The organism is Arthrobacter ginsengisoli, from assembly GCF_031456935.1.
Lineage (GTDB): Bacteria > Actinomycetota > Actinomycetes > Actinomycetales > Micrococcaceae > Arthrobacter > Arthrobacter ginsengisoli.
The window spans coordinates 1-24285 of sequence record NZ_JAVDVQ010000002.1; the positions used below are offsets into that span (position 1 = coordinate 1).

17 protein-coding genes and 1 pseudogene are annotated in these 24285 nt (G+C 68.4%); 7 read left to right on the forward strand and 11 right to left on the reverse strand.

Annotation, left to right across the window (positions count from 1 at the left end; translation table 11 throughout):
- Positions 1-195 precede the first annotated feature (195 nt).
- The gene (locus J2X01_RS02190) at positions 196-1047 is read left to right on the forward strand and encodes an SDR family NAD(P)-dependent oxidoreductase (RefSeq protein ID WP_310050225.1); all 852 of its coding nucleotides are present in this window, start codon (positions 196-198) and stop codon (positions 1045-1047) included.
- Positions 1048-1059: 12 nt separating this feature from the next.
- Here J2X01_RS02190 and J2X01_RS02195 read toward each other — a convergent pair whose 3' ends face one another.
- The 6 genes from J2X01_RS02195 to J2X01_RS02220 form a co-directional block, all read right to left on the reverse strand.
- A complete protein-coding gene (locus J2X01_RS02195; RefSeq protein WP_310050227.1) occupies positions 1060-2907 on the reverse strand; it encodes a putative bifunctional diguanylate cyclase/phosphodiesterase in 1848 nt (615 codons plus the stop codon).
- Positions 2908-3064: 157 nt separating this feature from the next.
- Positions 3065-5251 carry a putative bifunctional diguanylate cyclase/phosphodiesterase gene (locus tag J2X01_RS02200; RefSeq protein WP_310050228.1) on the reverse strand — a complete coding sequence of 729 codons (2187 nt, stop codon included), beginning with the start codon at positions 5249-5251 and terminating at the stop codon, positions 3065-3067.
- Between the two features lie 48 nt (positions 5252-5299).
- Positions 5300-7495, reverse strand: coding sequence for an EAL domain-containing protein (locus J2X01_RS02205; RefSeq protein WP_374724927.1), 2196 nt, complete (start codon positions 7493-7495; stop codon positions 5300-5302).
- A gap of 128 nt (positions 7496-7623) precedes the next feature.
- Positions 7624-9123, reverse strand: coding sequence for a UDP-glucose dehydrogenase family protein (locus J2X01_RS02210; protein ID WP_310050234.1), 1500 nt, complete (start codon positions 9121-9123; stop codon positions 7624-7626).
- A complete protein-coding gene (locus J2X01_RS02215; protein WP_310050236.1) occupies positions 9120-10268 on the reverse strand; it encodes a glycosyltransferase family 4 protein in 1149 nt (382 codons plus the stop codon). The genes J2X01_RS02210 and J2X01_RS02215 overlap by 4 nt, the downstream gene beginning before the upstream one ends.
- A gap of 437 nt (positions 10269-10705) precedes the next feature.
- Complete coding sequence (locus tag J2X01_RS02220) at positions 10706-11653, reverse strand: HNH endonuclease (protein ID WP_310050238.1); 948 nt, start codon at positions 11651-11653, stop codon at positions 10706-10708.
- Here J2X01_RS02220 and J2X01_RS02225 point away from each other — a divergent pair.
- On the forward strand, positions 11652-11831 hold the full coding sequence (locus J2X01_RS02225) for a hypothetical protein (RefSeq protein WP_310050240.1): 180 nt from the start codon (positions 11652-11654) through the stop codon (positions 11829-11831). The two genes, J2X01_RS02220 and J2X01_RS02225, sit on opposite strands and share 2 nt — an antisense overlap.
- A gap of 125 nt (positions 11832-11956) precedes the next feature.
- Here the strand turns inward: J2X01_RS02225 and J2X01_RS02230 are convergent.
- Positions 11957-12124: pseudogene (locus J2X01_RS02230) on the reverse strand (ferredoxin); the annotation flags it as partial.
- A 761-nt stretch (positions 12125-12885) separates the two neighbouring features.
- Complete coding sequence (locus tag J2X01_RS02235; protein WP_310050242.1) at positions 12886-13356, reverse strand: DUF4383 domain-containing protein; 471 nt, start codon at positions 13354-13356, stop codon at positions 12886-12888.
- A gap of 186 nt (positions 13357-13542) precedes the next feature.
- On the opposite strand from J2X01_RS02235, the gene J2X01_RS02240 reads away from it, so the two are divergent.
- Positions 13543-14859: a cell division protein PerM gene (locus J2X01_RS02240; RefSeq protein WP_310050244.1), complete on the forward strand. Its 1317-nt coding sequence runs from the start codon at positions 13543-13545 to the stop codon at positions 14857-14859.
- Between the two features lie 44 nt (positions 14860-14903).
- On the opposite strand, the gene J2X01_RS02245 is transcribed toward J2X01_RS02240, so the two are convergent.
- Positions 14904-15341, reverse strand: a complete 438-nt coding sequence (locus J2X01_RS02245; RefSeq protein WP_310050246.1) for a hypothetical protein — start codon at positions 15339-15341, stop codon at positions 14904-14906.
- A 39-nt stretch (positions 15342-15380) separates the two neighbouring features.
- Here J2X01_RS02245 and purN point away from each other — a divergent pair, with 39 nt between their 5' ends.
- Positions 15381-15956, forward strand: a complete 576-nt coding sequence (gene purN, locus J2X01_RS02250; RefSeq protein WP_310050248.1) for a phosphoribosylglycinamide formyltransferase — start codon at positions 15381-15383, stop codon at positions 15954-15956.
- 340 nt (positions 15957-16296) lie between these two features.
- A complete protein-coding gene (locus J2X01_RS02255; RefSeq protein ID WP_310050249.1) occupies positions 16297-17043 on the forward strand; it encodes a hypothetical protein in 747 nt (248 codons plus the stop codon).
- A gap of 75 nt (positions 17044-17118) precedes the next feature.
- On the opposite strand, the gene J2X01_RS02260 is transcribed toward J2X01_RS02255, so the two are convergent.
- The gene (locus J2X01_RS02260; RefSeq protein ID WP_310050252.1) at positions 17119-18471 is read right to left on the reverse strand and encodes an MFS transporter; all 1353 of its coding nucleotides are present in this window, start codon (positions 18469-18471) and stop codon (positions 17119-17121) included.
- Between the two features lie 151 nt (positions 18472-18622).
- Between J2X01_RS02260 and purH the strand changes: the two genes are divergently transcribed.
- Positions 18623-20308, forward strand: coding sequence for a bifunctional phosphoribosylaminoimidazolecarboxamide formyltransferase/IMP cyclohydrolase (gene purH, locus J2X01_RS02265; RefSeq protein WP_310050255.1), 1686 nt, complete (start codon positions 18623-18625; stop codon positions 20306-20308).
- Between the two features lie 505 nt (positions 20309-20813).
- Here purH and J2X01_RS02270 read toward each other — a convergent pair.
- Positions 20814-21815 carry a trypsin-like serine peptidase gene (locus tag J2X01_RS02270; RefSeq protein ID WP_310050257.1) on the reverse strand — a complete coding sequence of 334 codons (1002 nt, stop codon included), beginning with the start codon at positions 21813-21815 and terminating at the stop codon, positions 20814-20816.
- Positions 21816-22061: 246 nt separating this feature from the next.
- Between J2X01_RS02270 and J2X01_RS02275 the strand changes: the two genes are divergently transcribed.
- Complete coding sequence (locus J2X01_RS02275) at positions 22062-24281, forward strand: NADP-dependent isocitrate dehydrogenase (RefSeq protein ID WP_310050259.1); 2220 nt, start codon at positions 22062-22064, stop codon at positions 24279-24281.
- The last annotated feature ends 4 nt before the right edge of the window (positions 24282-24285 follow it).

The following is a 24285-nucleotide window of genomic DNA, read 5'->3' on the forward strand; positions in this document are numbered from 1 at the left end:
GCACCCGGGAGGGTGTGGGAGAGTAGGTCACCGCCGGAACATCATTACACGGTCGAGGACCCCCAACCACGTTGGGGGTCCTCCCGCATTTAACCCGAAATCCACATACGGAACGTTGGCCGTCCCGGCGGCGTTGAGGTTCGGTAGGCTCAATTTCGACAAGCCCAGTAACCGCTTCCCCCAAAGGACACGTTCATGACCGCACGGACCATCGTTATCACCGGGGCCAGCGACGGCATCGGTGCGTCTGCCGCGCGGACGCTCAGCAAGCTGGGGGAGCGGGTCGTCGTCGTCGTCGGGCGTTCGGCCGAGAAGACCGCGAAGGTCGCGGAAGAGATCGGCGCGGACTACTTCGTCAGCGACTTTGCGGAACTGGCACAGGTGCGCCAACTCGCCGCACAGCTGCGGGAGAAGTACCCGCGGATCGATGTCCTGGCCAATAACGCCGGCGGCATCATGGGCCAGCGCCGGCTCACCGTGGACGGGCACGAGTCGACCTTCCAGATCAACCACCTGGCCCCGTTCCTGCTCACCACCGAGCTGCTGGACGTCCTCGCCGCCAGCCGTGCGACCGTCATCAACACCTCCAGCGCGGCGAACTCGCTGTATGGCAAGCTGGACCTCAACGACCTCGAGACGGCCACCAAGTACTCTGCCAACCTGGCATACGGCAACGCCAAACTCGAGAACATCCTCTTCACCGCGGAGCTGAACAACCGCTACCAGGCGGCGGGGATCTCCACGGCCGCATTCCATCCCGGCGTCGTGGCCACCAATTTCGCCGCGGACACCACCAGTCCGTTCCGGTTCCTCTACCGCAGTTTCCTCAGCAGGTTCATGCTGAGCCCCGAACAGGGCGCGGACACCCTGGTCTGGCTCGCCACCGCCACCCCGGGGCGGGACTGGATCTCCGGCGCCTACTACGCCAAGCGGGCCCTGGCGAAGGCGAACAAGCAGGCGTACGACCCGGAACTGGCGCGTGGGTTGTGGGAGCGCAGCGCCGCCATGGTGGGCGCGGAGCTCGGCGAGCTCGATCCCCGGCAGTAACCGGAAACGGTGCTACCGGCCGGCGTCGAGTGTGCCGATCGCGGCCAGCGCGCTTTCCATCATCCCGGCCAGCTCGCCGGCCGGGGCCGGCCTGGCGAACAGGTAGCCCTGCAGGGAGTCGCAGCCGCGGTGCAGCAGGTAGCGGGCCTGGGCCGGTGTCTCGATGCCCTCGGCCGTGACCTTCAGGCCCAGGGCATGGGCGGCGTTGATCACGGTGCCGAAGTACGGCAGCTGTTCCTCGCCAGTCTGAATCAGCGCCACCAGGGAGCTGTCGATCTTGACCTTGTCTAGCGGCAGGCCCGCCAGCCGGTCCAGGGCGGAGTAGGCAGGGCCGAAGCAGTCCATCGCGATCCGCACCCCGGCCTCCCGCACACTGCGCAACTGGCGCAACACGTCCGAGCCGGCGTCGAAGAAAACACTCGCGGTCAGATCCAGCACCAGCTGGCGTGGATCCACGCCGGCGGACGCCACGATCGCCAGCACACCGGCGGCGAAGTCCCGTTGCCGCAACTGCAGGGCCGACACGTTCACCGCGACGCTGCACGCGGGGCTGCCGGCCAGCCAGGGCCGCATTTCCGTGCAGGCACGGCGCAGGACCTCGTCGCCGATCTCGGGGATCAGGCCACCCTGCTCGGCGGCCGGCAGGAATTCCTGGGGCCGCGCCGTCCGGCCGTGGTCTTCCCAGCGTGCAAACGCCTCGAACTGCACGACGGCCCCGGGCCCGGTGGACACCACGGGCTGGTAGTGCACCGAAATCTGCCCCAGTTCCACCGCCCGCCGGAGCCCGGTCCCGCCGTCGGCTCCAGCGGCGTGCGGGCCCAGCATTTCCGGGCGGAAGCGTTGCCACCTGCCGGTTGCGCCGGCCGCCGTCGTCGCCGCGGTCATGGCCGCATCGGCCTGCCGCAGCAGCTCCGCGCCGTCGAGCGTCCCGCCGGTCCGCGAGGCGAGCCCCATGCTCAGGCCGGGCCGGACCACGGAGCCGCCGACGCGCAGCGGCTCCTGCAGTGATGCGGTGATCCGCGTGGCCACCACATCTGCGTTGAGGCATTCGGTCAGCAGCACCACGAATTCGTTGCCGCCGAGGCGGGCCACGGTGTCATGCGGCCGCACGCAGTTGCGCAGCCGGCGCGCCAGCTCCACCAGCAGCTCGTCCGTGGCGGACCGGCCCAGCCTCCCGCTCAGGTGCGTGAAGTCGTCCAGGCTCAGCAGCAGCACATCTACCGGGTCCGGACGGCGGAGCGCCGCGGCCAGGCGCTCGTTAAACAGCGTGCCGTTGGGCAGCCCGGTCAAGGCATCCCGCAGGACCCCGGCCCGGAGTTCGTCGTCGTGTTCGGTAACGGCGCCGGGAACGGACTCGGGAACGGCTTCGGGCGCAGCCGGGGTACGACGGCGGGGCGCCGCCCCGCCCGCTGTTGTGCCGGCGTCGTACGGGCGGGTTCCAGACGGTTCCCGGCAGCGGCCGGCGTTGCGGACGGAGAGCGCGACGGAAGGCGCGGACCGGCCAGGCACGGCGCTGGCCGGCAGCGTCCAACAGGTGATGTCCACCGGGATTTCGGTGCCGTCAGCGCGTCGGCCCGAACCGGCGAAGGGCCCGGCGAAGGACCGGGCGGGGCGGGGCTGTCCGGGGCGGGGCGTCGGGCTGCCCGGCCCGGTGAGGAGCGCGGCGAGCAGGGAGCGGAAGTCCGCACGGCAGGCCTCGGCCACGAGCAGTCCGGGGTCGGTGCCCAGCAGCTGTGACCGGGAGGAGCCGAAGAGTTCCTCCGCGGCGGTGTTCAGGAAGGAAATCGACCCGTCCGGATCGAGCAGCAGCAACGGGTCCGGGCCGTGCTCCAGCAGCACTTCTGCGAGTCCTGAGTCCATGATTTCTGCCAGCCCCCACGCCGATGGATACGAAAAGGCAGCCGCCGCTGCGGAGAACAAGGCGGGCTGCACTCCCTGAAGCATAGGCCCAGTTGCCGCGTGCCGTGTGATGTGCATCATGCCGCGCCCAAAAAATCGCGTCAGCCGTGGGCTGCGGCTATCCCGGACGGGAAGCGCCGGCCAGCGCCGCCACGGCGGCGGCCGTGTGGCGGATGCCCAGCTCCCGGCGGTCGTCCGGCTCCGGACGGGAAAAGAGGAAACCCTGCAGGGCGTCGCAGCCGTGGGCGATCAGGTAGTGGGCCTGCTCCGGGGTTTCAATGCCCTCGGCCGTGACCTTCAGGCCCAGGCTGCGGGCCATGTGGATCATCGAGGTCAGGATCGGCAGCTTCTCCGCCCCGGTGTGCAGCAGCGACACGAAGGACTTGTCGATCTTGACGATATCCACCGGGAGCTCCTGCAAACGGCCCAGCGAGGAGTACCCGGTGCCGAAGTCGTCCAGGGCCACCCGGACCCCGGCCGCGCGCAGGCCCTCGAGCTGGGCGATGACGTGGGAACGGGGGTCGAAGAACACACTTTCCGTCACTTCCAGCACCAGCTGGTGCGGATCCACGTCGCCGCACGCCGCAATGTCCAGGACGCGTTCGGCGAAGTCCCGGTGCAGCAGCTGCACGCCGGAAACGTTCACCGCCAGGGTCCGGGCCGGGTCCTCCGCAAGCCAGGGCTGCAGCTCGGCGCAGCTGCGGCGGAGCACCTCCGCGCCGATGTCCCGGATCAGGCCGCTGCGCTCCGCAATCCTGATGAACTCGTCCGGGGGAATCAGTTTCCCCTCGAACTGCCAGCGGGCCAGGGCCTCGAACTGCACCACCTCCAGCAGTTCGGTGGACACCACGGGCTGGTAATGCACCATGATCTGCCCCAGTTCCACGGCCCGCCTCAGCCCGGCCGTCAGCTGGGTCCGCGCCAGCAGCTCGGCCAGCATCTGCGGCCGGAAGTGCAGATAGCAGTTCTTGCCGGCTTCCTTGGCGGCATACATGGCCAGGTCCGCCTGCCGCAACAGCTCCGAGGACGTTATGGCCCCGGCGCTGCGTGAGGCTACCCCCAGGCTGAGGCCCGGCCGCAGCAGGGTGCCCTCGATGGAGAACGGGGCGTTCAGGGTGGCCACGATCCGCTGGGCCACGGCGTCGGAATCGTTGCAGCCCACCAGCAGAACCACAAACTCATCCCCGCCGAGCCTGGCCACGGTGCCGTGCGGCCCGACGCACCGCTGCAGCCGGCCCGCAATCTCCACCAGCATCTCGTCCCCGGCGTGGTGGCCCAGAATGTCGTTGACTTCCTTGAAGTCATCCAGATCCAGCAGCAGCACATGCACCGGATCGCGGGTCAGCAGCGCGGCCGCGACGCGTTCCGTGAAGAGTATCCGGTTGGCCAGTCCGGTCAGCGGGTCCTGGAACGCGAGTTCCTTGAGTTTGTCCGCCTGCTCGGCGAGTTCCGCCAGGGCGCGGCGGGCCTGGTCGCGGGCGCGCTGCGTCGGGGTGATGTCGCGGAAGTTCCAGATCCTCCCCACGGTCGTGTCGGCGACCTTCTGCGGCCGGGAGTTGAGCTCCACCGTGCGGCCGTCCTTGAATTCCAGCACGTCGAGGCTCTGCCGGTCATTGCGAAAGTAGAGCTCCGTGACTTTCTGCAGGAAGTTGTCCGGATCCAGCAGCTGCCGGGAGATGAAGGTGACCAGCGCCGTCGGGTCCTCTGCCGCGATCAGCTCGGGCGGCATGCCCCACAACTTCAGGTACTGGTCGTTGATCCCGGTGATGAGTCCTTCATTGGAGATGACCAGAATCCCGTCGCCGGTGGATTCCAGGGTGGCATCCAGGAGCGAGACGGCCAGGCGCCGGCCCGAATCCGTGTCCTCCCGGTGGCTGCCGTCCCTGATGGCCACCGCCATGGCGGGGCCGGCGCCGACCGTGACCAGCGAGCAGGTGACCTCCAGCGACAGTTCGCTGCCGTCACGACGGCGGCCTGCCGCCGCGAACGGCCGGCCGCCGGCCAGGCTGCCGCGGCCCAGCCGGCCGAAGACCCGCAGGAAGCCGCCCCGCTCGTCCTCCGAAAGCAGAATGGTGTGCTCCGCGCCGAGCAGCTGTTCGCGCGGGTAGCCAAAGAGGCGCTCGGCGGCCGCGTTGACGAAGACGATGGTTCCGTCCGCGGCCAGCAGCAAGAACGCATCGGGACCCTGCTCCAGCAGGCTCTCTTCAATCCCTGGTCCCACGGCGATACCGGCCCCCAAAGCAACGGTTGATGTGTTGATGACTGTCCGGGCGGCGCCGCGGACACACTGCGTTCCCTGAATCATAGGGTCCGCGGGCCCCGGGTGAGTACCCCCGCAACGGACTGTGCCGGGTCACCGCGGCCCGGACACCCGCTCTCCCCGCAGCGCGGCGAACGCGTCGTTGGACAGCGCAATGCCGGACCGCAGCCCGGGCCCGGCTGTCGGGCGGGAGAACAGGAAGCCCTGCAGCGAATCGCAGCCCAGTTTCATCAGGTATTCGGCCTGCACTGCCGTCTCGACGCCTTCGGCCGTGACGCTCAGGCCCAGGCCGTGGGCCATGGCGACCATGCAGCTGAGGATCGGCAAGTTCTCGTCGCCGGCGTGGATCATGGACGTGAACGACTGGTCGATTTTCAAGGTGTCAACGGGGAGCCCCTGCAGCCGCCCCAGCGACGAGAACCCGGTGCCGAAGTCATCGAGTGCGACCCGCACGCCGGCGTTCCGGAGGGCGGTGAGCTGCTGGATCACGTGGCAGTCGTCGTCGAAGAAGACACTTTCGGTGACCTCCACCACCAGCTGCCGCGGGTCCACCCCGGTGTTCTGGGCGACGGCCAGCAGCAGCTCGGCGAAGTCTCCGTGCTGCAGCTGCACGCCGGAGACGTTGACGGCGAGGGCCCTCGCGGGGTCCTCCGCCAGCCACGGTTCCAGCTCGGTGCAGCCCTTCAGCAGCACCTCGGTGCCCATTTCGACGATCAGGCCGCTGCGTTCCGCCGCCGGAATGAACTGCGCGGGAGGGACGACTTCGCCGTCGCGCTCCCAGCGGGCCAGCGCCTCAACCGTCACGACGACGCCGCTCCGGGTCGAGACGATGGGTTGGTAGTGCACGGTGATCTGGCCGGCGTCCACGGCCAGCCGCAGCCCGGCCTCCAGCTCCGTCCGCTCGACCAGGCTCTTCATCATCTCCGGCCGGAACCGCAGGTACCGGTTCTTCCCGGCAGCCTTCGCCGCGTACATCGCGACGTCGGCCCGGCGCATCAGCTCCGAGGCGTCCACAGCGTCCTCGTTGATGGACGCCAGGCCCAGGCTGAGGCTCGGGCGGAGCATCGTCCCGTCGATCCAGAGGGGCACCTTCAAGGACGCGACGATCCGCTCGGCAACCGAGCCGGGATCCAGCGAGCCGACCAGAAGCACGACGAATTCGTCACCGCCCAGGCGTGCTACGACGTCGTTCGGGCGGACACAATCACGCAGCCGCCGGCCGACCTCGATCAGCAGCTGGTCCCCGGCGTGGTGGCCCAGGATGTCGTTGACTTCCTTGAAGTCGTCAAGGTCCAGGAGCAGGACGTCGACGGCGGTGCCGCAGGGCCCGCGCAGGGCCGCCTCGAGGTGGTCACTGAAGAGCTGCCGGTTGGACAGCCCGGTCAGCGGGTCCTGGAACGCGAGGGCCTTGAGCTGGGCGGCCTGCTCGGCAAGATCGGCCATCGCCTGGGTGATCCGGTCCTGCGCGATCCGGGCCGGGGTCACGTCGCGGAAACTCCAAACGCGCCCGACGACCCGGTCCGCGACCTTCTGCGGGCGGGAATAGCGTTCGAAGGTCCGGCCGTCACGGAAGGCCAGGACGTCGTGGCTTTCCGCGGCCGGATCGGCGTAGAGCGCGGTGATTTTTTCGACGAACTGCGCGGGGTCCACCAGCTGGTCCAGGACGAAGCCCATCACGGCCTCGTCGTCCTGGGTGGCCAGCAGCTGCCGCGGGATGCCCCACATGGAGGTGAACCGGTTGTTGACGCTGGCGATCCGGCCGTCGCCGGCGACGACGAGAATGCCGTCGGCCGTGGATTCCAGCGTGGCGCTGAGCAGGGACAGCGCCTCGCGGAGCCCCGCGTCCGCGGCGAGCCGGTGCGAGGTGTCGCGGACGGCCGCGGCCATGCTGACCGGCGCATCAGCGGTGTCCCCGACCAGCAGCGAGCACGCCACCTCGGCCTGGAACTCGGTGCCGTCGCGCCGCAGGCCGTAGGCCTCGACCGGCGGGAGCCCCGGGGTAGGAGGGCGGGCAGGGCTGGCCGACGGGGAAGCGGAGGCGGTGCCGGATTCGGCGTCGGGGTCCCTGCGGAGGGCGAAGAAGAGGCGGTGGAAGCCGCTGCGGAACCCTTCGGCGAGCAGCACGCGGTGGTCCTGGCCCACGAGCTCCCCGCGGGTATAGCCGAACATCTGCTCCGCGGCGGCGTTGACCAGGCGGATGGTGCCGTCCCCGGCGATCACGAGGAGGGCGTCGGGGCTGGATTCCAGCACCGCCTCGACGCCGGGCGCCGGGTGCGCGGGCGACGTCACGGTGCCACTGCCGTTCGAATTTGAGACCACCGGTTGTTCATTTTTTTTCGAGACCTCCCCTGCGGGAAATCATAGGGGTGCCCGGCGGGGATCTGGCCACCTGCGCCCGGCGTTTCAGCGGCCGGGTTTCAGCGCCCGGCGTGTTGGCGGGTTCCCTCAGCCGTGGCAGGTGTGGCCGGAACCAGCTGGTGTCCTGCGGCTCCGCGCGGGCCGGTCGCGCGCCCCCGGCCCAGGCCGCGGACCGTCCAGCCTTCCGCTTCCCAGACAGCAGCGTCGACAGCGTTCCGGGCGTCCAGCAGGGTGCGGCGCCGGACCAGCGCACCGGCGACGGCCGGCTGGAGCGAGGCGTACTCGTCCCACTCGGTCAGCAGGAGCACGAGTTCCGCCCCTTCCAGGGCCACGGAAGTGGACGGCTCGAAGCGCAGCTGCGGGTAGCGGAGCCAGGCGTTGTTGATCGCGGCGGGGTCCGTCACCGTGACATGGGCGCCGGCCGACGCGAGCTGGAGGGCAACGGCGAGGGCAGGGGAGTCCCGGATGTCGTCCGTGTCCGGTTTGAAGGCGGCGCCGAGCACCGTGACCCGGCGGCCGCCGAGCTGGCCGCCGCACAGTTCCCGGGCCAGGCCGACGGTGCGGGAACGCTGGTCCTGGTTGATGGAATCCACCACCGCCATCCACTGATCCACCGAATTCACGCCCAGGCCCGCCGCCTGAACCCGGAGGGAGCGGATGTCCTTGGGCAGGCAGCCTCCGCCGAACCCCAGTCCGGCGTGGAGGTACCGGCTGCCGATGCGGGGATCAAAGCCCATGGCCGCGCCCAGCTGTTTCACATCGGCGCCCGTGGCGTCGCAGAGCTCGGCCATGGCGTTGATGAAACTGAGTTTCGTGGCCAGGTACGCGTTCGACGCCGACTTGATCAGTTCCGCCGTCGCGAAGTTGCAGACCAGGCGCGGAATCCCGGCGGCGAGCAAGGGCTCGTAGACGGCATCGAGGGCGGCGGTGATCGCTGCGCCGGCTTTCGTTGTGGTGGTGATCGTTGCGCTCGTGTTCGTTGCGCTCGTGGTGGCGGAGCCGCCGTCGGGGACTGGTCCTTCCGGGAGGCCGTCTCCGGGGGCGCCGTCCTCCGGGACGCCGTAGACCAGCCGGTCCGGGACCAGGGAGTCCTTGACCGCAGTGCCCTGGCGCAGGAATTCGGGGTTCCAGCCCAGCAGCACGTCCGGCCGCGGCGACAGGAGACCGCTGAGCATGTCCACCGTTCCGACCGGGACGGTGGACTTGCCCACGACGGCGGCGCGTGCGGCCAGATGGGGGAGCAGCGCCTCCGTGGCGGCGACGAGGTGACTGAGGTCGGCGCCGTCGGAGGTCTTGGACTGCGGTGTGCCCACGCAGAGGAAATGCAGCTGGGCGCGGGCGGCGTCGGCGAATTCCGTGGAGAAGCTGAGCCTGCCGGTGGCGATGCCGTCGCGCAGGAGTTCGTCCAACCCCGGCTCAAAGAAGGGCGCCGCACCACGGCCGAGCTGCTCGACCTTGGCGGCGTCGACGTCGATCCCCACCACGCGGTGGCCCATCGAGGCGAGGGTGGCCGCGTGCACAGCCCCCAGGTAACCGCAGCCGATCACGGAAATTCTCACAGGGCGACTCCTTGAGGGGTTGTACCGGGGACGTGGGCGGCGAGGACCGACTCGTAGTGCTGGACCAGCTCGGCGCCCAGGGCGGACCACGTCCGGCCCTGGACCGAAGCGTGGGCCGCCGCCGCGAACGCGCGGCGTTTGGCGTCGTCGCCCATCAGGTCCACGACGTGGTTCCGCAGCGCGGCCAGGTCGCCGGGCTCATACAGCCAGCCGGTGCGGGAGTTTTCGACCAGGTCCAGCGGGCCGCCGCGGCCCGTGGCGACCACGGGCACGCCCGAGGCCATCGCCTCCTGGATGGTCTGGCAGAACGTCTCGAACTCGCCGGGGTGCACGAAGAGGTCGAAGGACGCCACCGCGCGGGCCAGCTCCTCGCCGCCGAGGAAACCGGTGAACACGGCGTCCGGCAGGGCGTCCTCAAGGGCCTGCCGCTGCGGGCCGTCGCCCACAATCACCAGCCGGGTGCCGGGGACGTCGGCCAGCACCGCGAGGTCCTGCACCTGTTTTTCGGCCGCGAGCCGGCCCACGTAGCCGATGAGGCGCTCGCCGGCCGGGGCGACGGCGGCCCGCCATCCGGCGTCGCGCTTGCCGGGGGAGAACCGCTGGGTGTCCACTCCACGCCGCCACATCTCGACGCGCGGAATGCCGCGGCCGCGGAGCTGGTTGAGCGCGAAACTGGAGGGGGCGAGGGTCCGGGACGCAAGCAGGTGGATGTTCTCCACCCGGGTCCAGGCCCAGTTCTCCAGGAAGGGGACGCCATAACGCCCGGCGTAGCCCGGGACCTCGGTCTGGTAGATGGCTATGGTGGGGATCCCCAGCTGGTGTGCGGCCTGTGCCGCGCGCCAGCCGAGCACGAACGGCGAGGCCAGGTGGACCACGTCCGGTGCATAATCGGCAAGGATTCGCTTGACCCGATAGACACCGCCCATCGCCACCCGGACGTTCGCGTAGCCGGCCAGCGGGACCGAGGGCAGCCGGTGGACATGCGCCCCGTAGACCTCGTCGGGGGCCCCCGCGTCCTGCGTGGACGGCGCGATCACCAGCACCTCATCTCCGCGCTCCTGCAGATGCTCCAGGACCCGAAGAATTGAGTGGGTTACCCCATTCATCAGCGGCAGGAATGACTCGGCAACAATTGCGATCCTCACCCCTCCACGGTGCGGTGGCAGGCTTTCGGCGCGGTGTTAGGCGTATGGCGGAGGGAGGAAGAGTGGGTTAACAGGACGGGTGAGGTGCTGGGCCGGACTTCGTTGCGGGGTCGTCCGGTGGACATGCCCTCCGCTGCGCCTGCGGAGGCTATCCCGACGCGTGGACATGCCCTCCGGTGCGCCCGCGTGGGCCTCCCCGACGCGTGGACATGCCCTCCAGTGCGCCCGCGTAGGCCTCAGCGTCGCGTGGACATGCCCTCCAGTGCGCCCGCGTAGGCCTCAGCGTCGCGTGGACATGCCCTCCGGCCGGGCCAAGGACTGGACAGAGTCCCCATATGTCCCTTCGCGGCCGCGAGGGATGGGCATGTCCCTCCGTGTGGAGTGTCTGGCGGGTGCACAGAGGGGCCGCCGCCAAGGGCTACTTGCGGACCCAAGTGCTACTGCGGACCCAGGAGTTCCCGGGCCTGCCGCTGGGCCTCAAGCTGTTCGTCGGTGACGGTGGATCCGCGGAGGAAACCGGCTTTGCCGATGATCCGGCGCAGCTCGGCGACGGTCCGTGGCGTGCCCACCCCCTGGTGCGCCATCGCGTGGCAGTTGGCGCAGAGCGGGATGAGGTCGGTGATGGGATCAAGTTCGTAGCTGCCGCCGAGCTGGGAGGCCGGGACGATGTGGTGCACCGGGATGAAGTCGATGCCGATCTCGCCGTATTTTTGCTCGAACGAAAACCCGCAGGCCGCGCAACTGCTGCCAAAGTGCGCAATGCAGGCCCGCCGCGCATCGGGGTCCTGTTCGTAACGGTTCACCACGACCCGGGTGACCGCGTCCTGCGGGTAGGTGCCGGGACCGGGCCGGGTGGGGTCCGGGCCCGGCGGGGGGCCGAAGTCGTGCCAGAGGGCCCTGATCGGCGCTTCCTCGCCCGGTTCAACACCCAGCACGGGGGCATCATCGCTGTCCCACGGGATCCCGGGAAGCGCATCCTTGAGGACGGCGACGGCGATCTGCTCGCCGGCCGGCAGGAGGGCGTCGAAGACGAGCTGGACGTACGTCGGGGTCTCGTCCGGCATGGTCTGGTCCGGCGCAGCTTCGTCTGTGGCGATCGAGTGCGGGCCGGCTCCGGGCTGCCGCGAAACCACGACGCCATGGCCGATGAGTCCCCGGCCGTGACCTCCCTGCAGCAACAGCCAGACGTCCGTGCCCGCGCTGATATTCCGGTGCCCGACGCTCCACGGCTCGACGTGCAGCCCGGACGCGGCGACACGGTCAACGACGCTGGCGTAGTTCCAGTCATTCCAGCGGTCCGGGTTCCAGCCCAGGATGATGGCGGTCATCTGGCCATTCTCGCAGGAGCGGACCGCAGTAGGATTGACCTTAGAGGTGTTGGTCATGTCCGGGTCCGTTGTGGTTCTGCTGATTATCCTGGCTGCAGTGGCTGTGATCGCCATTGTTGGCACCGTGGTGCTGGTGGTTCGCGACGGCCGCGGGCACGTTCCGGTGGAAAAGTCGGACCGACCCTGGACCGCGGGCACCCTGCCGAGCCTGCCGTACTCCCTGGTCCGCTTTTAGCCACAGCCTCATGTGAACGGTTGGACGCGAATGGCCGCTAAGCGATGGTGCTTGGCAGCCATTCGTGGCGAGTGGATGGTGCTTAGCGGCCATTAATGGCGAATGGTAAGCCGGGCGGCCACAAGTCAGCGGGCCGCCACCGGCCCGGCCGCGACCACCGGATGGTCGCGGCAGAGGTTCCCGAGGGCCGAGCCGCCCTGCGGTGACCCGAGCCCCTTGAAGAACTCCACGTTTGCCCGGACGTAGTCGGCCCACTCATCCGGAACATCGTCTGAGTAGTAGATGGCCTCCACCAGCGGCCACTTGTGGCTAACGGGTGGTCGTAAGTCGGGTTCCCGCGTCGCGGGAACCGCAGTTGGACGCAAGTGGCCGCTATTGGTGGGTTCATAGCGGCCAGTCGTGGTGAATGGGCGCGTGCGGCGGTTCGTGGCGGCCACTTGTGGCGAACGGGCGGGGGCGGGGCGGTTCATAGCGGCCACTTGTGGCTAACGGGTGGTCGTAAGTCGGGGTCCCGCGACGCGCGAACCGCAATTGGACGCAAGTGGCCGCTATTGGTGGGTTCATAGCGGCCAGTCGTGGTGAATGGGCGCGTGCGGCGGTTCATGGCGGCCACATATGGCGAATGGGTGGTCGTAAGCCGGAGTCCCGCGACCTGCGAACCGCAATTGGACGCAAGTGGCCGCTATTGGTGGGTTCATAGCGGCCAGTCGTGCTGAATGGGCGCGTGCGGCGGTTCATGGCGGCCACTTGTGGCTAACGGGTGGTCGTAAGTCGGGGTCCCGCGACGCGCGAACCGCAATTGGACGCAAGTGGCCGCTATTGGTGGGGTCATAGCGGCCAGTCGTGGTGAATGGGTGGCGCCCCAGCCCCAGCCCGGCCACCCCAACGCCCGAGCCCACCACCCTCACGCCCCAAACCCCACCCAGGCCCCCGGACACAAAAAGCTGGTGCAGTCACTGCGTTTCCGCAAGGCGACTGCACCAGCAGGTAGTACGAATTTTCGGATTGCTATGAAACGGTACTCATTCGCGGCTCCCTTTGTCCCGGTTGTTGCTTACCGGGTTTGTGCGTCGTCAGCCAGATGCCTCGACATCAGCCAGCCGGCGACTACCATTGCTACGCCCAAGATCATAAAACCCCACGCACCCATGACATTCAGCGACAGGAAATTGGCCGCCGACCCCACACCGACAATGAGCCCGTAGACGCTCAGGACGATGTACAGCAGGCCAAAGCCCATCAGGAAGTTCCGGGCGCCCATGGGGTTGTTCCGGGACATCACCACGCCGATGGTGCCGATGAGGGCCTGAATGATGTTCAGCAGCATCGATACCTGGAACACGCCCAGGAACAGGGCCGTGGAATTCGGTCCAACGATCGCCAATGAGTCGTACTGCGTGGTGATGCCCGGGATGAACCCCAGGATGCCCACGACGATAAGGACGATACCTACACCCATGCCGACGTTCTGGACATCTGTCCGTCCGAAGTGAACGCCGTGTGCATGTGGAGATGCGGTAGTCATTTTTCTGCCTCCAACCAATGATTGCGGACATTCCAATTTTACGGCGGAGTAGGGAAAAAAGCGCTGGAAAAGACAGCAGTTGAATCCACTCCCGGCCCCCGGGAAGCGGGCAAAATTCCTGCGAAATGGGCTGGTTGTGCCTGTCGGAACGGGCCGGAACGCCGTCACGTGGCACCATGGAACACGATGAAACTGCGCGCTGATCAGACCGGGGAACGTGGACTTCCAATGCCCTTGTGGCTGCAGGGAGCCCTGGAGTCCGCGCAGGCAGCTCTCATCTCCGCCCTGGTGGTGGCCGTTCCGATTTGCGCCGTCTGGGCCACCGCCGGTTTCCTGAACGGCGCGCCCGACGTGCTGGCACGCCTCGCGGGCCAGGCCTGGCTGCTGATCCACGGCGTTCCGCTGCTGCTGGACACCGCCGGTATCGGCTCCGCGGCCCAGCCGCAATCCGGCGTGCTGTCGCTCGCCCCACTCGGCCTGACCCTGATCCCGTTCCTGCTCGCCTGGCGTGCCGGCCGCCGGCTGGCCCGGGCCTCGTACACGGACCAGCTCTGGCAGGCACTGCTCGGTTCGTGGCTGATGTACGCGGCCTTCGGCCTGACCACCGGCTTCGTCTGCCGCACGGACGACGTCGGCGTGGGCCTCTGGTCCGCCGCCCTTGTCCCGCTGGTCCCGTTCGGGCTCGGCATGGTGATCGGTGCCCGGCGCGAGGCCGGCTCCTGGAGCCGCCTGATCGGCGTCGACGCCGTGGACTGGCTTGCCCGCACCAGCCAGCATTCGCGCTGGGCCGGCTCCTACCTGGGGTCCGCGATCAAAGCCGGCTTCGTGGCGCTGATGGCCGGCCTGGCGATGTCCTGCGTGCTCCTCGCCGCCACTTTGTTCATCCACTGGAACCTCGTGATCGCGGTCTATGAAGCCCTCGACGCCGGACCCCTGGGGGGTGCCGTGCTCACCATCGCGCAGCTCGGCTTCCTGCCCAACCTGGCGGTGTTCGCGCTGGCCTGGACCTCCGGTGCGGGGTTCGCCCTCGGCGTCGGATCGCAGGCCGGGGCACTCGGCACCGCCGTCGGTCCGCTGCCGTCGATCCCGGTGTTCGCGGCGCTGCCGGCCGGGTCGCTGGACTACGGCATGGTCGCGCTGGTGGTCCCCGTCCTCGCCGGAACCCTGGCCGGCTGGTGGTTCCTGCGCGAGGGGGAAAACCACTTCGACGAGTGGCTCTCGATCAAAATCCGCGCCCGCTGGTTCACCGCCGCGGTCTCCACGCTGGCGCTTGGCGTGATGATCGGCTGTGTCGCCGGACTGCTGGCTGCGGGCCTGGCCTGGCTGGCCCGCGGCTCCGCCGGCATCGGCCGGCTCACGGAGATCGGCCCCGACCCGCTCCGGACGGCCCTGTTCGTGGCCGCGGAGGTGGGGATCGGCGTCGTGATCGGTTACGCGGCGGGACCGTGGCTGGAACGCCAGCAGAAGCTGCGCGAAGCGGACCTGGAGCCGGCGTCCCTGTGACCCGGCTCGGTGTGCAGCGAAGCTGGTTCTAGCGGAACTCCGGTTTAGCGGAACCGCGGCAACGACTTTTCCAGCTGGGTCTGGCACATCGAGGCGGCCTGCTGGGTGAGGGCCTGGCGGCTGCACTGCTGGTAGTCGCGGACCTGGTTGAAGAACAGCGCCGAGGTCACTAGCAGCAGCACCTGCACGGCCAGGACCACCAGCCCGGAAATCGTCCCGAACAGCACGAACTTGGATTCCTTGAGTTTGGCGTACCGGACCAGCACCATGATCCCCAGCACGATCCCGGTCACCGTCAGGAGCGCGCTGAGCCAGAGGTAGCCGATGTCCAGCTGGTAAACGAAGAACGACCCCAGCACCGCCACAACGAAGCTGCGGAACAGAATGTGGGTTTTCGCCTGCGAGGCCTTGGCCGCGTCGCTGAGCGGATGCTGGCCTTGCGGTTGGCTGCCCGGGCTGCCGGAGTCGTTCGGGGGATTCATGTTTTCCAGCCTACGCGAGCGGCCCCATAAGCTAGGACCATGCGCATCGTAGTCCTCGTCTCCGGCACCGGCTCCAACCTCCAGGCCGTCATCGACGCCGTGCAGGCGGGCAGGCTCGACGTCGAGATCGCCGCCGTCGGCGCGGACCGGCCCGGAACCCACGGGGTGGAGCGCTCGGCCGCCGCCGGAATCCCGACCTTCGTGGTGGACTTCAAAGCGTACCCGGACCGGGCCGCCTGGAACGCCGCGCTGACCGACGCCGTGGCCACGTATTCGCCCGACGTCGTGGTGTCCTCGGGCTTTATGCGGATCGTCAGCGCGGACTTCATCAACGCGTTCGGCGGCAAATACCTGAACACCCACCCGGCACTGCTGCCGGCGTTCCCCGGCGCCCACGGGGTCCGCGACGCGCTGGCCTACGGGGTGAAGGTCACCGGCTGCACGGTGCACTGGGCCGACGCCGGCGTGGACACCGGGCCGATCATTGCGCAGGAAGCCGTGGCCGTCGGCGAGGGCGAGACCGAGGAGTCCCTGCACGAACGGATCAAGGTCGTGGAGCGCCGGCTCCTGGTCTCCACGCTGGCTTCCCTCGCCGCTGCCCACACCCCGGCCTGACCACCCCGCCCAAGTAGCACTCCAACCCAACTGACTGGCAGCACGGGCCGTTTTGAGGGCTCAGAACGGCCCCTGCTGCGAGTCAGTTGGGCACCCTGGCCTCGGCCTGTGGATAACTCTCCGAAGCCGTCCTCTGCTTTGCGACGATGGGTCGATGAGGATACCCCAGCCGCTTCCGGCGCCGCTAGGCTCGGCGCCGTTTACAGTGCAGGAGGCAGTGGACGCCGGGGTCAGTCGCCGCCGACTCAAACATCGTTCCCTGCAGGTTCCGAGCCGCGGGATCCGGCTGCCATCTGAACACTCCGTTGAATTGAAGCTCCATGCCCGGCCCCTCACCCTTGTGACGCAATTCTCTGCTGCCTCCCACGCGACAGCCTTCCTGATCTGGGACTTTCCGGGCTTCCTCCCGGGCTCGCATTCGCCCGGCATCCACATTTCCCGTCCGGACACGATGGCGATAGCGCGGCGCAGGGGAGTGATTGGCCATGTCGGGCAATTCTTCGACGACGAAATCACCAGGATCGACGGCGTGCTGGTCACCACTCGGACCAGGACATGGCTGGACTGCGCCCGGAAGATGAGCATTGACGAGCTGACCGTGGTGGCGGACCACTTGTTGCGTCATCCTCGGCCAGCGTTTGAAAGCCGGACCGAGCCTTATGCCAGTCCCGCGCAACTCGCCGAGATGCTCGACAGGCACAAAGGGACGCCAGGCATCCGCAAGGCGCGGCTCGCCTTGGAGCAGGCGCGGATCGGTGCGGATTCGGCCCCCGAGACGAGGCTTCGGCTCGCGCTGTGTCGTGCGGGACTGCCGGAGCCTGAACTCAACGTGGGCGCGGTCCTGCGCAACGGCGTCGTGCGTCAACCGGATCTGGCCTATTCGGAGCACCAGGTTGCTGTGGAGTACGAGGGCGCCGGGCATTCCGAGGCCGCCCAGGTCATCCGCGACATCGCCAGGGAAGAGGACTTCAGCGGTGCTGGCTGGATCCTGGTTCGTATCTCGAAACGGCACATGGAGAACGACGCGCGGGCCGCCGTCGCCAAGGTCAGCGCCGCTCTCGCCAGCCGCGGGTGGCAACCCAACTGACTCGCAGCAGGGGCCGTTCTGAACACTGAGAACGGCCCCTGCTGCGAGTCAGTTGGGTATACGCGGGGGAGGGGGCTATTCGAGCTGGCGCTGCTTCGTTTCGGGGGCGAAGAACGCCATCCACAGCACACTGAGCAGCACCAGCCCGCCGGCGAGGGCGAACGACGTCGCAAGTCCCAGCTCCGGCCAGAGGAACGCGGCGAACACCAACGGGCCGAAACCCGCGCCGAGCCGGGAAAAGGTGGAGGCCCAGCCGAAGCCCGAGCCGCGCAGCTCCGTCGGATACAGCTCGGAGACATAGGCGTAGAGCACCGGGATGGCCACCTGCACCACAAAGCCGAAGACCAGCAGCCAGAACACGGCCGCCGTCGGGATGTCCACCACAATTGCCACGATCACCAGGGTCAGCGCGGACAGCGGGCCGGTGATCGCCAGGATCCACTTCCGGCCCACCCGTTCCACCAGCAGCGCGGCGAGCACCACGCCCAGGAGCCCGACGGCAGCCATCGAGGCGGTGGTGAGGAACGCCTTGTACTCCTCGAAGCCGGCGCCGATCAGGATCCGCGGCATCCAGGTCAGCGACAGGTAGTAGATCAGCAGGATGCTGAAGAACAGTGACCAGGCCGCCGTCGTGATCTTCCAGTCGTACTGCCAGAGCGCGCGCAGCTGGGTCCAGGCGCTGCCGGCGGAAAGCCGCGGGGCGTCCTGCGCCTCGGGCAGGCTGTAGGCGCGGGGCTCGGCCCCGGTCGCCGCGACGAGGTCGTCGATCACCTTGGCGGCCTCGTCCCGCCGGCCCTTGCGGATGAGGAACAGCGGGGATTCGGGGACGCTGCGGCGGACCCAGAACACCAGCAGCGCCGGCAGGACCATCACGAGCATGGTCAGCCGCCAGTCCCCGTACAGGGCCACCAGCCCGGCGGACACGAACCCGCACAGGGCGGCCCCGATCGGCCACCAGCCGTCCATTGCGGTCAGGACCTTGCCGCGCTGCTTGCGGGGCGTGAATTCGCCCACCAGCGCGTAGTCCACCGGGATGCAGCCGCCCAGGCCGAAGCCGGCCATGAAGCGGAACGCGACGAACCAGAGGAAGTCTGGGGAGAACGCCCCGAGCACGGTGAAGAGCGAGAAGATCAGCAGGGTGGCGGTGAAGGCCTTTTTGCGCCCGATGGTGTCGGCGATGGTGCCCCAGACGAAGGCGCCCAGGGCCATGCCGATCAGGTTCGCGGCGCCGATCCAGGCGGCCTCGCCCGGGGTGAGGGACCAGTGCGTGGACAGCAGCGGAATCAGGATGCCGTTGAGCGTGACGTCCCAGGCGTCGAACATAAAGCCCAGGCCGCCGATCAGGAAGATCCGGCCCTGCACTTTCCAGCGCCACGGCAGTTCCTGGACCACCTGTTCGCCGCTGGGCACAGTGGTGTATGTATTCATCTCAGCCTCCTGGGAAAACTCTACGTGGCTCCGTCCGCCGGTGCGGTGCGCTTCATACTCCGGCACGCGGGAAGGCCCGCCGCGCCGACGCGATAAACTGACCCCATCCCCACCACCCGCGGCCCCGCCGCGTTATAAGACGGAGACTTTTGTGAGCTTCACGCAGCTTGACCGTGTATCCATCGACCGTGTTCCCATCCGCCGGGCGCTGATTTCGGTCTACGACAAGACCGGTCTGGAGGAGCTCGCGCGGGGCCTGCACGAAGCCGGCGTCAAGATCGTCTCCACCGGTTCGACCGCCAAGAAGATCGCCGCCGCCGGCATCCCGGTGCAGGAAGTCGAGGAAGTCACCGGCTCCCCGGAAATGCTGGACGGCCGGGTCAAGACCCTGCACCCGCGCGTCCACGGCGGCATCCTCGCCGACCGCCGCGTCCCGGCCCACATGGACACGCTCGCGTCGATGCACATCGAGCCGTTCGACCTCGTCGTCGTGAACCTCTACCCCTTCGTGGAAACGGTGAAGTCGGGCGCCGCGCTGGACGACGTCGTCGAGCAGATCGACATCGGCGGACCCGCGATGGTGCGCTCCGCCGCGAAGAACCACGCCGCCGTCGCCATTGTGGTGGACCCGTCCTCGTACCACGACGTCGTTGCTGCCGCTGCCTCCGGCGGCTTTGACCTGAAGACCCGACGCCGGCTCGCCGCGAAAGCCTTCGCGCACACCGCCACCTACGACACCGCCGTGGCCAGCTGGACCGCGAGCCAGTTCCTCGACGAGGACGGCGACGGCGTGATCGACTGGCCCGCCTACGCCGGGCTGGCGCTCGAGCGCTCCGAGGTCCTGCGCTACGGCGAAAACCCGCACCAGCAGGCCGCCCTGTACGTGGACAAGGCCGCTCCGGCCGGTATCGCGCAGGCCGACCAGCTGCACGGCAAGGCCATGAGCTACAACAACTTCGTCGACGCCGACGCCGCCCTGCGCGCCGCGTTCGACTTCGCCGGGCCCGCCGTCGCGATCATCAAGCACGCCAACCCCTGCGGTGTGGCCGTGGGCTCCGCCGATGCCGCCGACCCGATTGCGGACGCGCACGCCAAGGCGCACGCCTGCGACCCGGTCTCCGCGTTCGGCGGCGTGATCGCGGCCAACCGCACGGTCACCGCCGGCATGGCCCGGACCGTCGCGGGCATCTTCACCGAGGTCGTGATTGCCCCGGGCTTCGAGGACGAGGCCGTGGAAATCCTGTCCAAGAAGAAGAACATCCGCCTCCTCGCCCTGCCCGAGGGCTACGGCCGCTACCCCTCCGAAATCCGCCAGGTGTCCGGCGGTGTGCTGGTGCAGATGTCGGACCGGGTCGACGCCGAGGGCGACAACCCGGCCAACTGGACCCTCGCCGCCGGTGCGGCCGCCGACGCCGAGACCCTGGCCGACCTCGCGTTCGCCTGGACCGCCTGCCGCGCCGCCAAGTCCAACGCGATCCTGCTGGCCGACCACGGTGCCGCCGTGGGCATCGGGATGGGCCAGGTCAACCGGCTCGATTCCTGCAAGCTCGCCGTCGAGCGGGCCAACTCGCTGGGCGTGAGCGTGGACTCCGACGTGGAGGGCGCCGGCGGTGCCTCCAACGCCGACGCCAGCGGGGCGCCGGAACGGGCCCGCGGCGCCGTGGCGGCGTCGGACGCGTTCTTCCCGTTCGCCGACGGGCTGCAGATCCTGATCGACGCCGGCGTCCGCGCCGTCGTCCAGCCCGGTGGCTCGGTCCGCGACGAGGAAGTCATCGCCGCCGCCAACGCCGCGGGCATCACGATGTACTTCACCGGCGCCCGGCACTTCTTCCACTAGGCCGCTACCGCCACTGGGTCGGCCCGCGTAGGGGTTGCCGAGGATGCGGAACTCGCCTGAGCCCACCTGGACTAGCCAGGAATGGACATGCCCTCCCTTTCGGAGGGCATGTCCATTTTTTGTGCCTACGGGTGGGCATATCGGGAATATGTCCAGGCCCTGACATTCGCGGGGGACATGTCCTGTGGCCGGGGAGGGCATGTCCGGCGGTGCCTGGTGCGGAGCAGGCTCGGCGTGGCGACCTGGCCGGGGGACATGCTCAGTGTGCGGGCCGGGGACTGGGCATAGTGGGATTATGGCCAGTGCTGGGTCTGTGGGCTGGACATGTCCCAGGTTGATTCGGTGGGCATGTCCCAGGTTGATGCGGTGGGCATGTCCCGTGGTGACGGCGTGGCCCGTGCCCGGCACCCGCGGTGGCACGCAAACGCGGGGCCACGCGGTCCCATCCCCGCTGCTGGAGATGGGACCGCGTGGCCCCGCGCTGGTGGGTGGGCTGGTTGTCAGCTCAGGATTCTGCCGCGGTGATGTAGGTCTCCTGGACGACGGAGCCCCAGTACGGGCCGTACATCGTGGTGGAGTTGCTGCCGTAACCGTAGCTGTTGATCGAGTTCTGGTAGCCGGTGGCGCTGGAACCGATGAACCACGGGCCGCCGGAGGAACCGCCGGTCATGTTGCACGGGATGCCCTGGGTGTTGAAGTCAGGGTTGTACGGGTCGTCGGTGGCGGTGCCGCTGCAGCTCTTGAGGGACTCGCCGTTGAACGGTGGTGCCGCGGGGTACCCGAAGGCCTTGTAGTCCAAGCCGCGTTCAGCGTTGAACTCCAGGCCGGAGGCACCGACAACGTCGGCAAGACTCTCGCCGTTCAGGGGATCCATGACCGCGAAGCCGGTGTCGTACGTCATGTCGCCGCCGGAGGTCCACTGGGTCGGGGCGTAGAGGGCATTGGCGGTCCACATGCCGTAGGGTGCGGAGCCGTCGAGGTAGGCCGGGACGAAGGTGAACTTGGTGGCGAAGGCGCCCGGACCCTCGTTGACGCAATGGCCGGCAGTGGCGACGGTGCTCTTGTTCGCAGAGGAGACCGAGTTGCCCGAGCAGACATAGTTGGCGCCGCCCAGGCTGAAGAAGACCTTGCCGATGTGCTTGACCGGGGATTCGCTCGCCTTCACCTTGGTCCGGGCTCCCTTCGCCTGCAGCCTCGGGGCCTGGGCCTCGACGGTGGTGGGCGTTCCCGCTTCCGCCGCGCGGTTCAGGGCGGCCTTGGGGTTGGCGCTCCGCTGGTTGGCCCTTTCGGCCAGCACGTCACCGGGGATAGCGTTGCGCATCCGCTCCGCCGTCCAGTACTCAGCTCCGCCGGTATCGACGACGGCCTGGCTGCTGACCGTCGACGTCTCCGTCGGTGCCTTGCCGGGTGCCGGGGCTGCGCTCGCCGCGCCGGCAGCGCTCAGTGCCAACAGTGCCGCGGCCGAGAGGCTGAGAAGGCTGGTGGCCAGAGTTTTGGGTGTTCTCATGGTTTTCCTAACCGGTGGAAATCGGGGCGGCCGCCGGTGGTGGCCGCTGTGATGGGAACGAAGCTACGGGACTTTGACTATTCTGTAAAGCACATTGTCAACTCTTGTCACGGCGCGCCTCCGTCGTCATGGAGCCCGGGCCAACGACGCCGGTGGGCGGCAACCCGGCTCCCTCGGGTAAGTTAGACATGTCGAAATAGCACAAAATTCCGGAAATACCCAGACCTTCAGGGAGACGCCCGAGCAATGGCAAAGATTATCTATACCCACACCGACGAAGCGCCGATGCTGGCAACCTATTCGTTCTTGCCGATTGTCGAAGCCTTCGCTTCGACGGCCGGTGTGGAAGTGGAGACCCGCGACATTTCGCTGGCCGGCCGTATCATCGCCGCGTTTGGCGACTACCTCACCGAGGAGCAGCGCGTCGGTGACGCTTTGGCCGAACTTGGCGCCCTCGTTAAGCAGCCCGAAGCCAACATCATCAAGCTGCCCAACATCAGCGCCTCGACGCCGCAGTTGAAGGCCGCCATCGCGGAACTCCAGAGCCAGGGCTACGCCCTGCCGGACTACCCGGACAACCCCTCCTCGGACGAGGAGACGGACATCCGCTCCCGCTTCGACAAGATCAAGGGCTCCGCCGTCAACCCGGTGCTGCGTGAAGGCAACTCGGACCGCCGCGCACCGCTTTCGGTCAAGGCGTACGCCCGCCAGAACCCGCACAGCATGGGCGCCTGGACCTCCGAGTCCAAGACCAACGTCGCGACGATGGGCGCCGAGGACTTCCGCTCCAATGAGAAGTCCGTTGTGATCGAGGCCGACACCAACATCAAGATCCAGCTGGTCAAGGAAGACGGCACGGTCAAGGTCCTCAAGCGGGCCTTCCCCGTCCTCGCCGGCGAGGTCATCGACGGCACCGTGATGCGCGCCGCCGCCCTGGACGCCTTCCTCGCCGCCCAGGTTGCCCGCGCCAAGGAAGAGGGCGTGCTGTTCTCCGCCCACCTCAAGGCGACCATGATGAAGGTCTCGGACCCGATCATCTTCGGCCACGTCGTCAAGGCGTACTTCGCCGAACTCTTCGACACCTACGGCGCCCAGATCGCCGCCGCCGGCCTGAGCCCGAACAACGGCCTGGCCTCCATCCTCAACGGCCTCGAGGATCTCCCCGAGGAGATCCGCGGCGACGTCGAGGCGGCCATCACCAAGGGCCTGAACGACGGCCCCGAACTGGCCATGGTCGATTCCGACAAGGGCATCACCAACCTGCACGTCCCCTCCGACGTGATCGTGGACGCCTCCATGCCGGCCATGATCCGCAGCTCCGGGCACATGTGGGGCCGCGACGGACAGGAGGCCGACACGCTCGCAGTCCTGCCGGACAGCAGCTACGCGGGCATCTACCAGGTCGTCATCGACGACTGCCGCGCCCATGGCGCCTTCGACCCGACCACCATGGGCACCGTCCCGAACGTCGGCCTCATGGCGCAGGCAGCCGAGGAATACGGCAGCCACGACAAGACCTTCGAGATCCAGTCCGCCGGCACCGTTCAGCTGATCGACGACGCCGGCACCGTACTGATCGAGCACCAGGTCGCCCCGGGCGACATCTGGCGCGCCTGCCAGACCAAGGACGTGCCGATCCGCGACTGGGTCAAGCTGGCCGTCACCCGCGCCCGCGCCTCCGCCATGCCGGCCATCTTCTGGCTGGACAAGGGCCGCGCCCACGACGCCCAGATGATCGCCAAGGTGGAGGAATACCTCAAGGAGTACGACACCGAGGGCCTGCAGATCGCCATCATGACCCCGGAGGACGCGACGGCCTTCACGCTGGAGCGCATCCGCAAGGGCGAGGACACCATCTCGGTGACCGGCAATGTGCTGCGCGACTACCTCACGGACCTGTTCCCGATCCTGGAACTGGGCACGAGCGCCAAGATGCTCTCCGTGGTTCCGCTGATCAACGGCGGCGGCCTCTTCGAAACCGGCGCCGGCGGCTCCGCCCCGAAGCACGTCCAGCAGTTGCTCAAGGAAAACCACCTGCGCTGGGACAGCTTGGGTGAGTTCCTCGCCCTCGCCGTCAGTTTTGAGCACCTGGCCACGTCCACGGGCAACGCCCGCGCACAGATCCTCGCCGACACCCTGGACCGCGCCACCGGCACCTTCCTGCTCGAGAACAAGTCCCCGAAGCGCAAGGCTGGCGAGCTCGACAACCGTGGCAGCCACTTCTACCTGGCTAAGTTCTGGGCCCAGGAGCTGTCCCGCCAGGCGGACGACGCCGAGCTGGCCGCGGCGTTCGCCGCCGTCTCCGGCGCACTGGATTCCGGCGAGGACACCATCGTCGGCGAGCTCCTCGCCGTCCAGGGCTCCCCGGTGGACCTCGGCGGGTACTACCGCCCGGACGAGGCCAAGGTCACCGCGGCGATGCGCCCCTCGGCGAAGTTCAGCGAAGTGTTGTCCATGCTTGGCTGACATC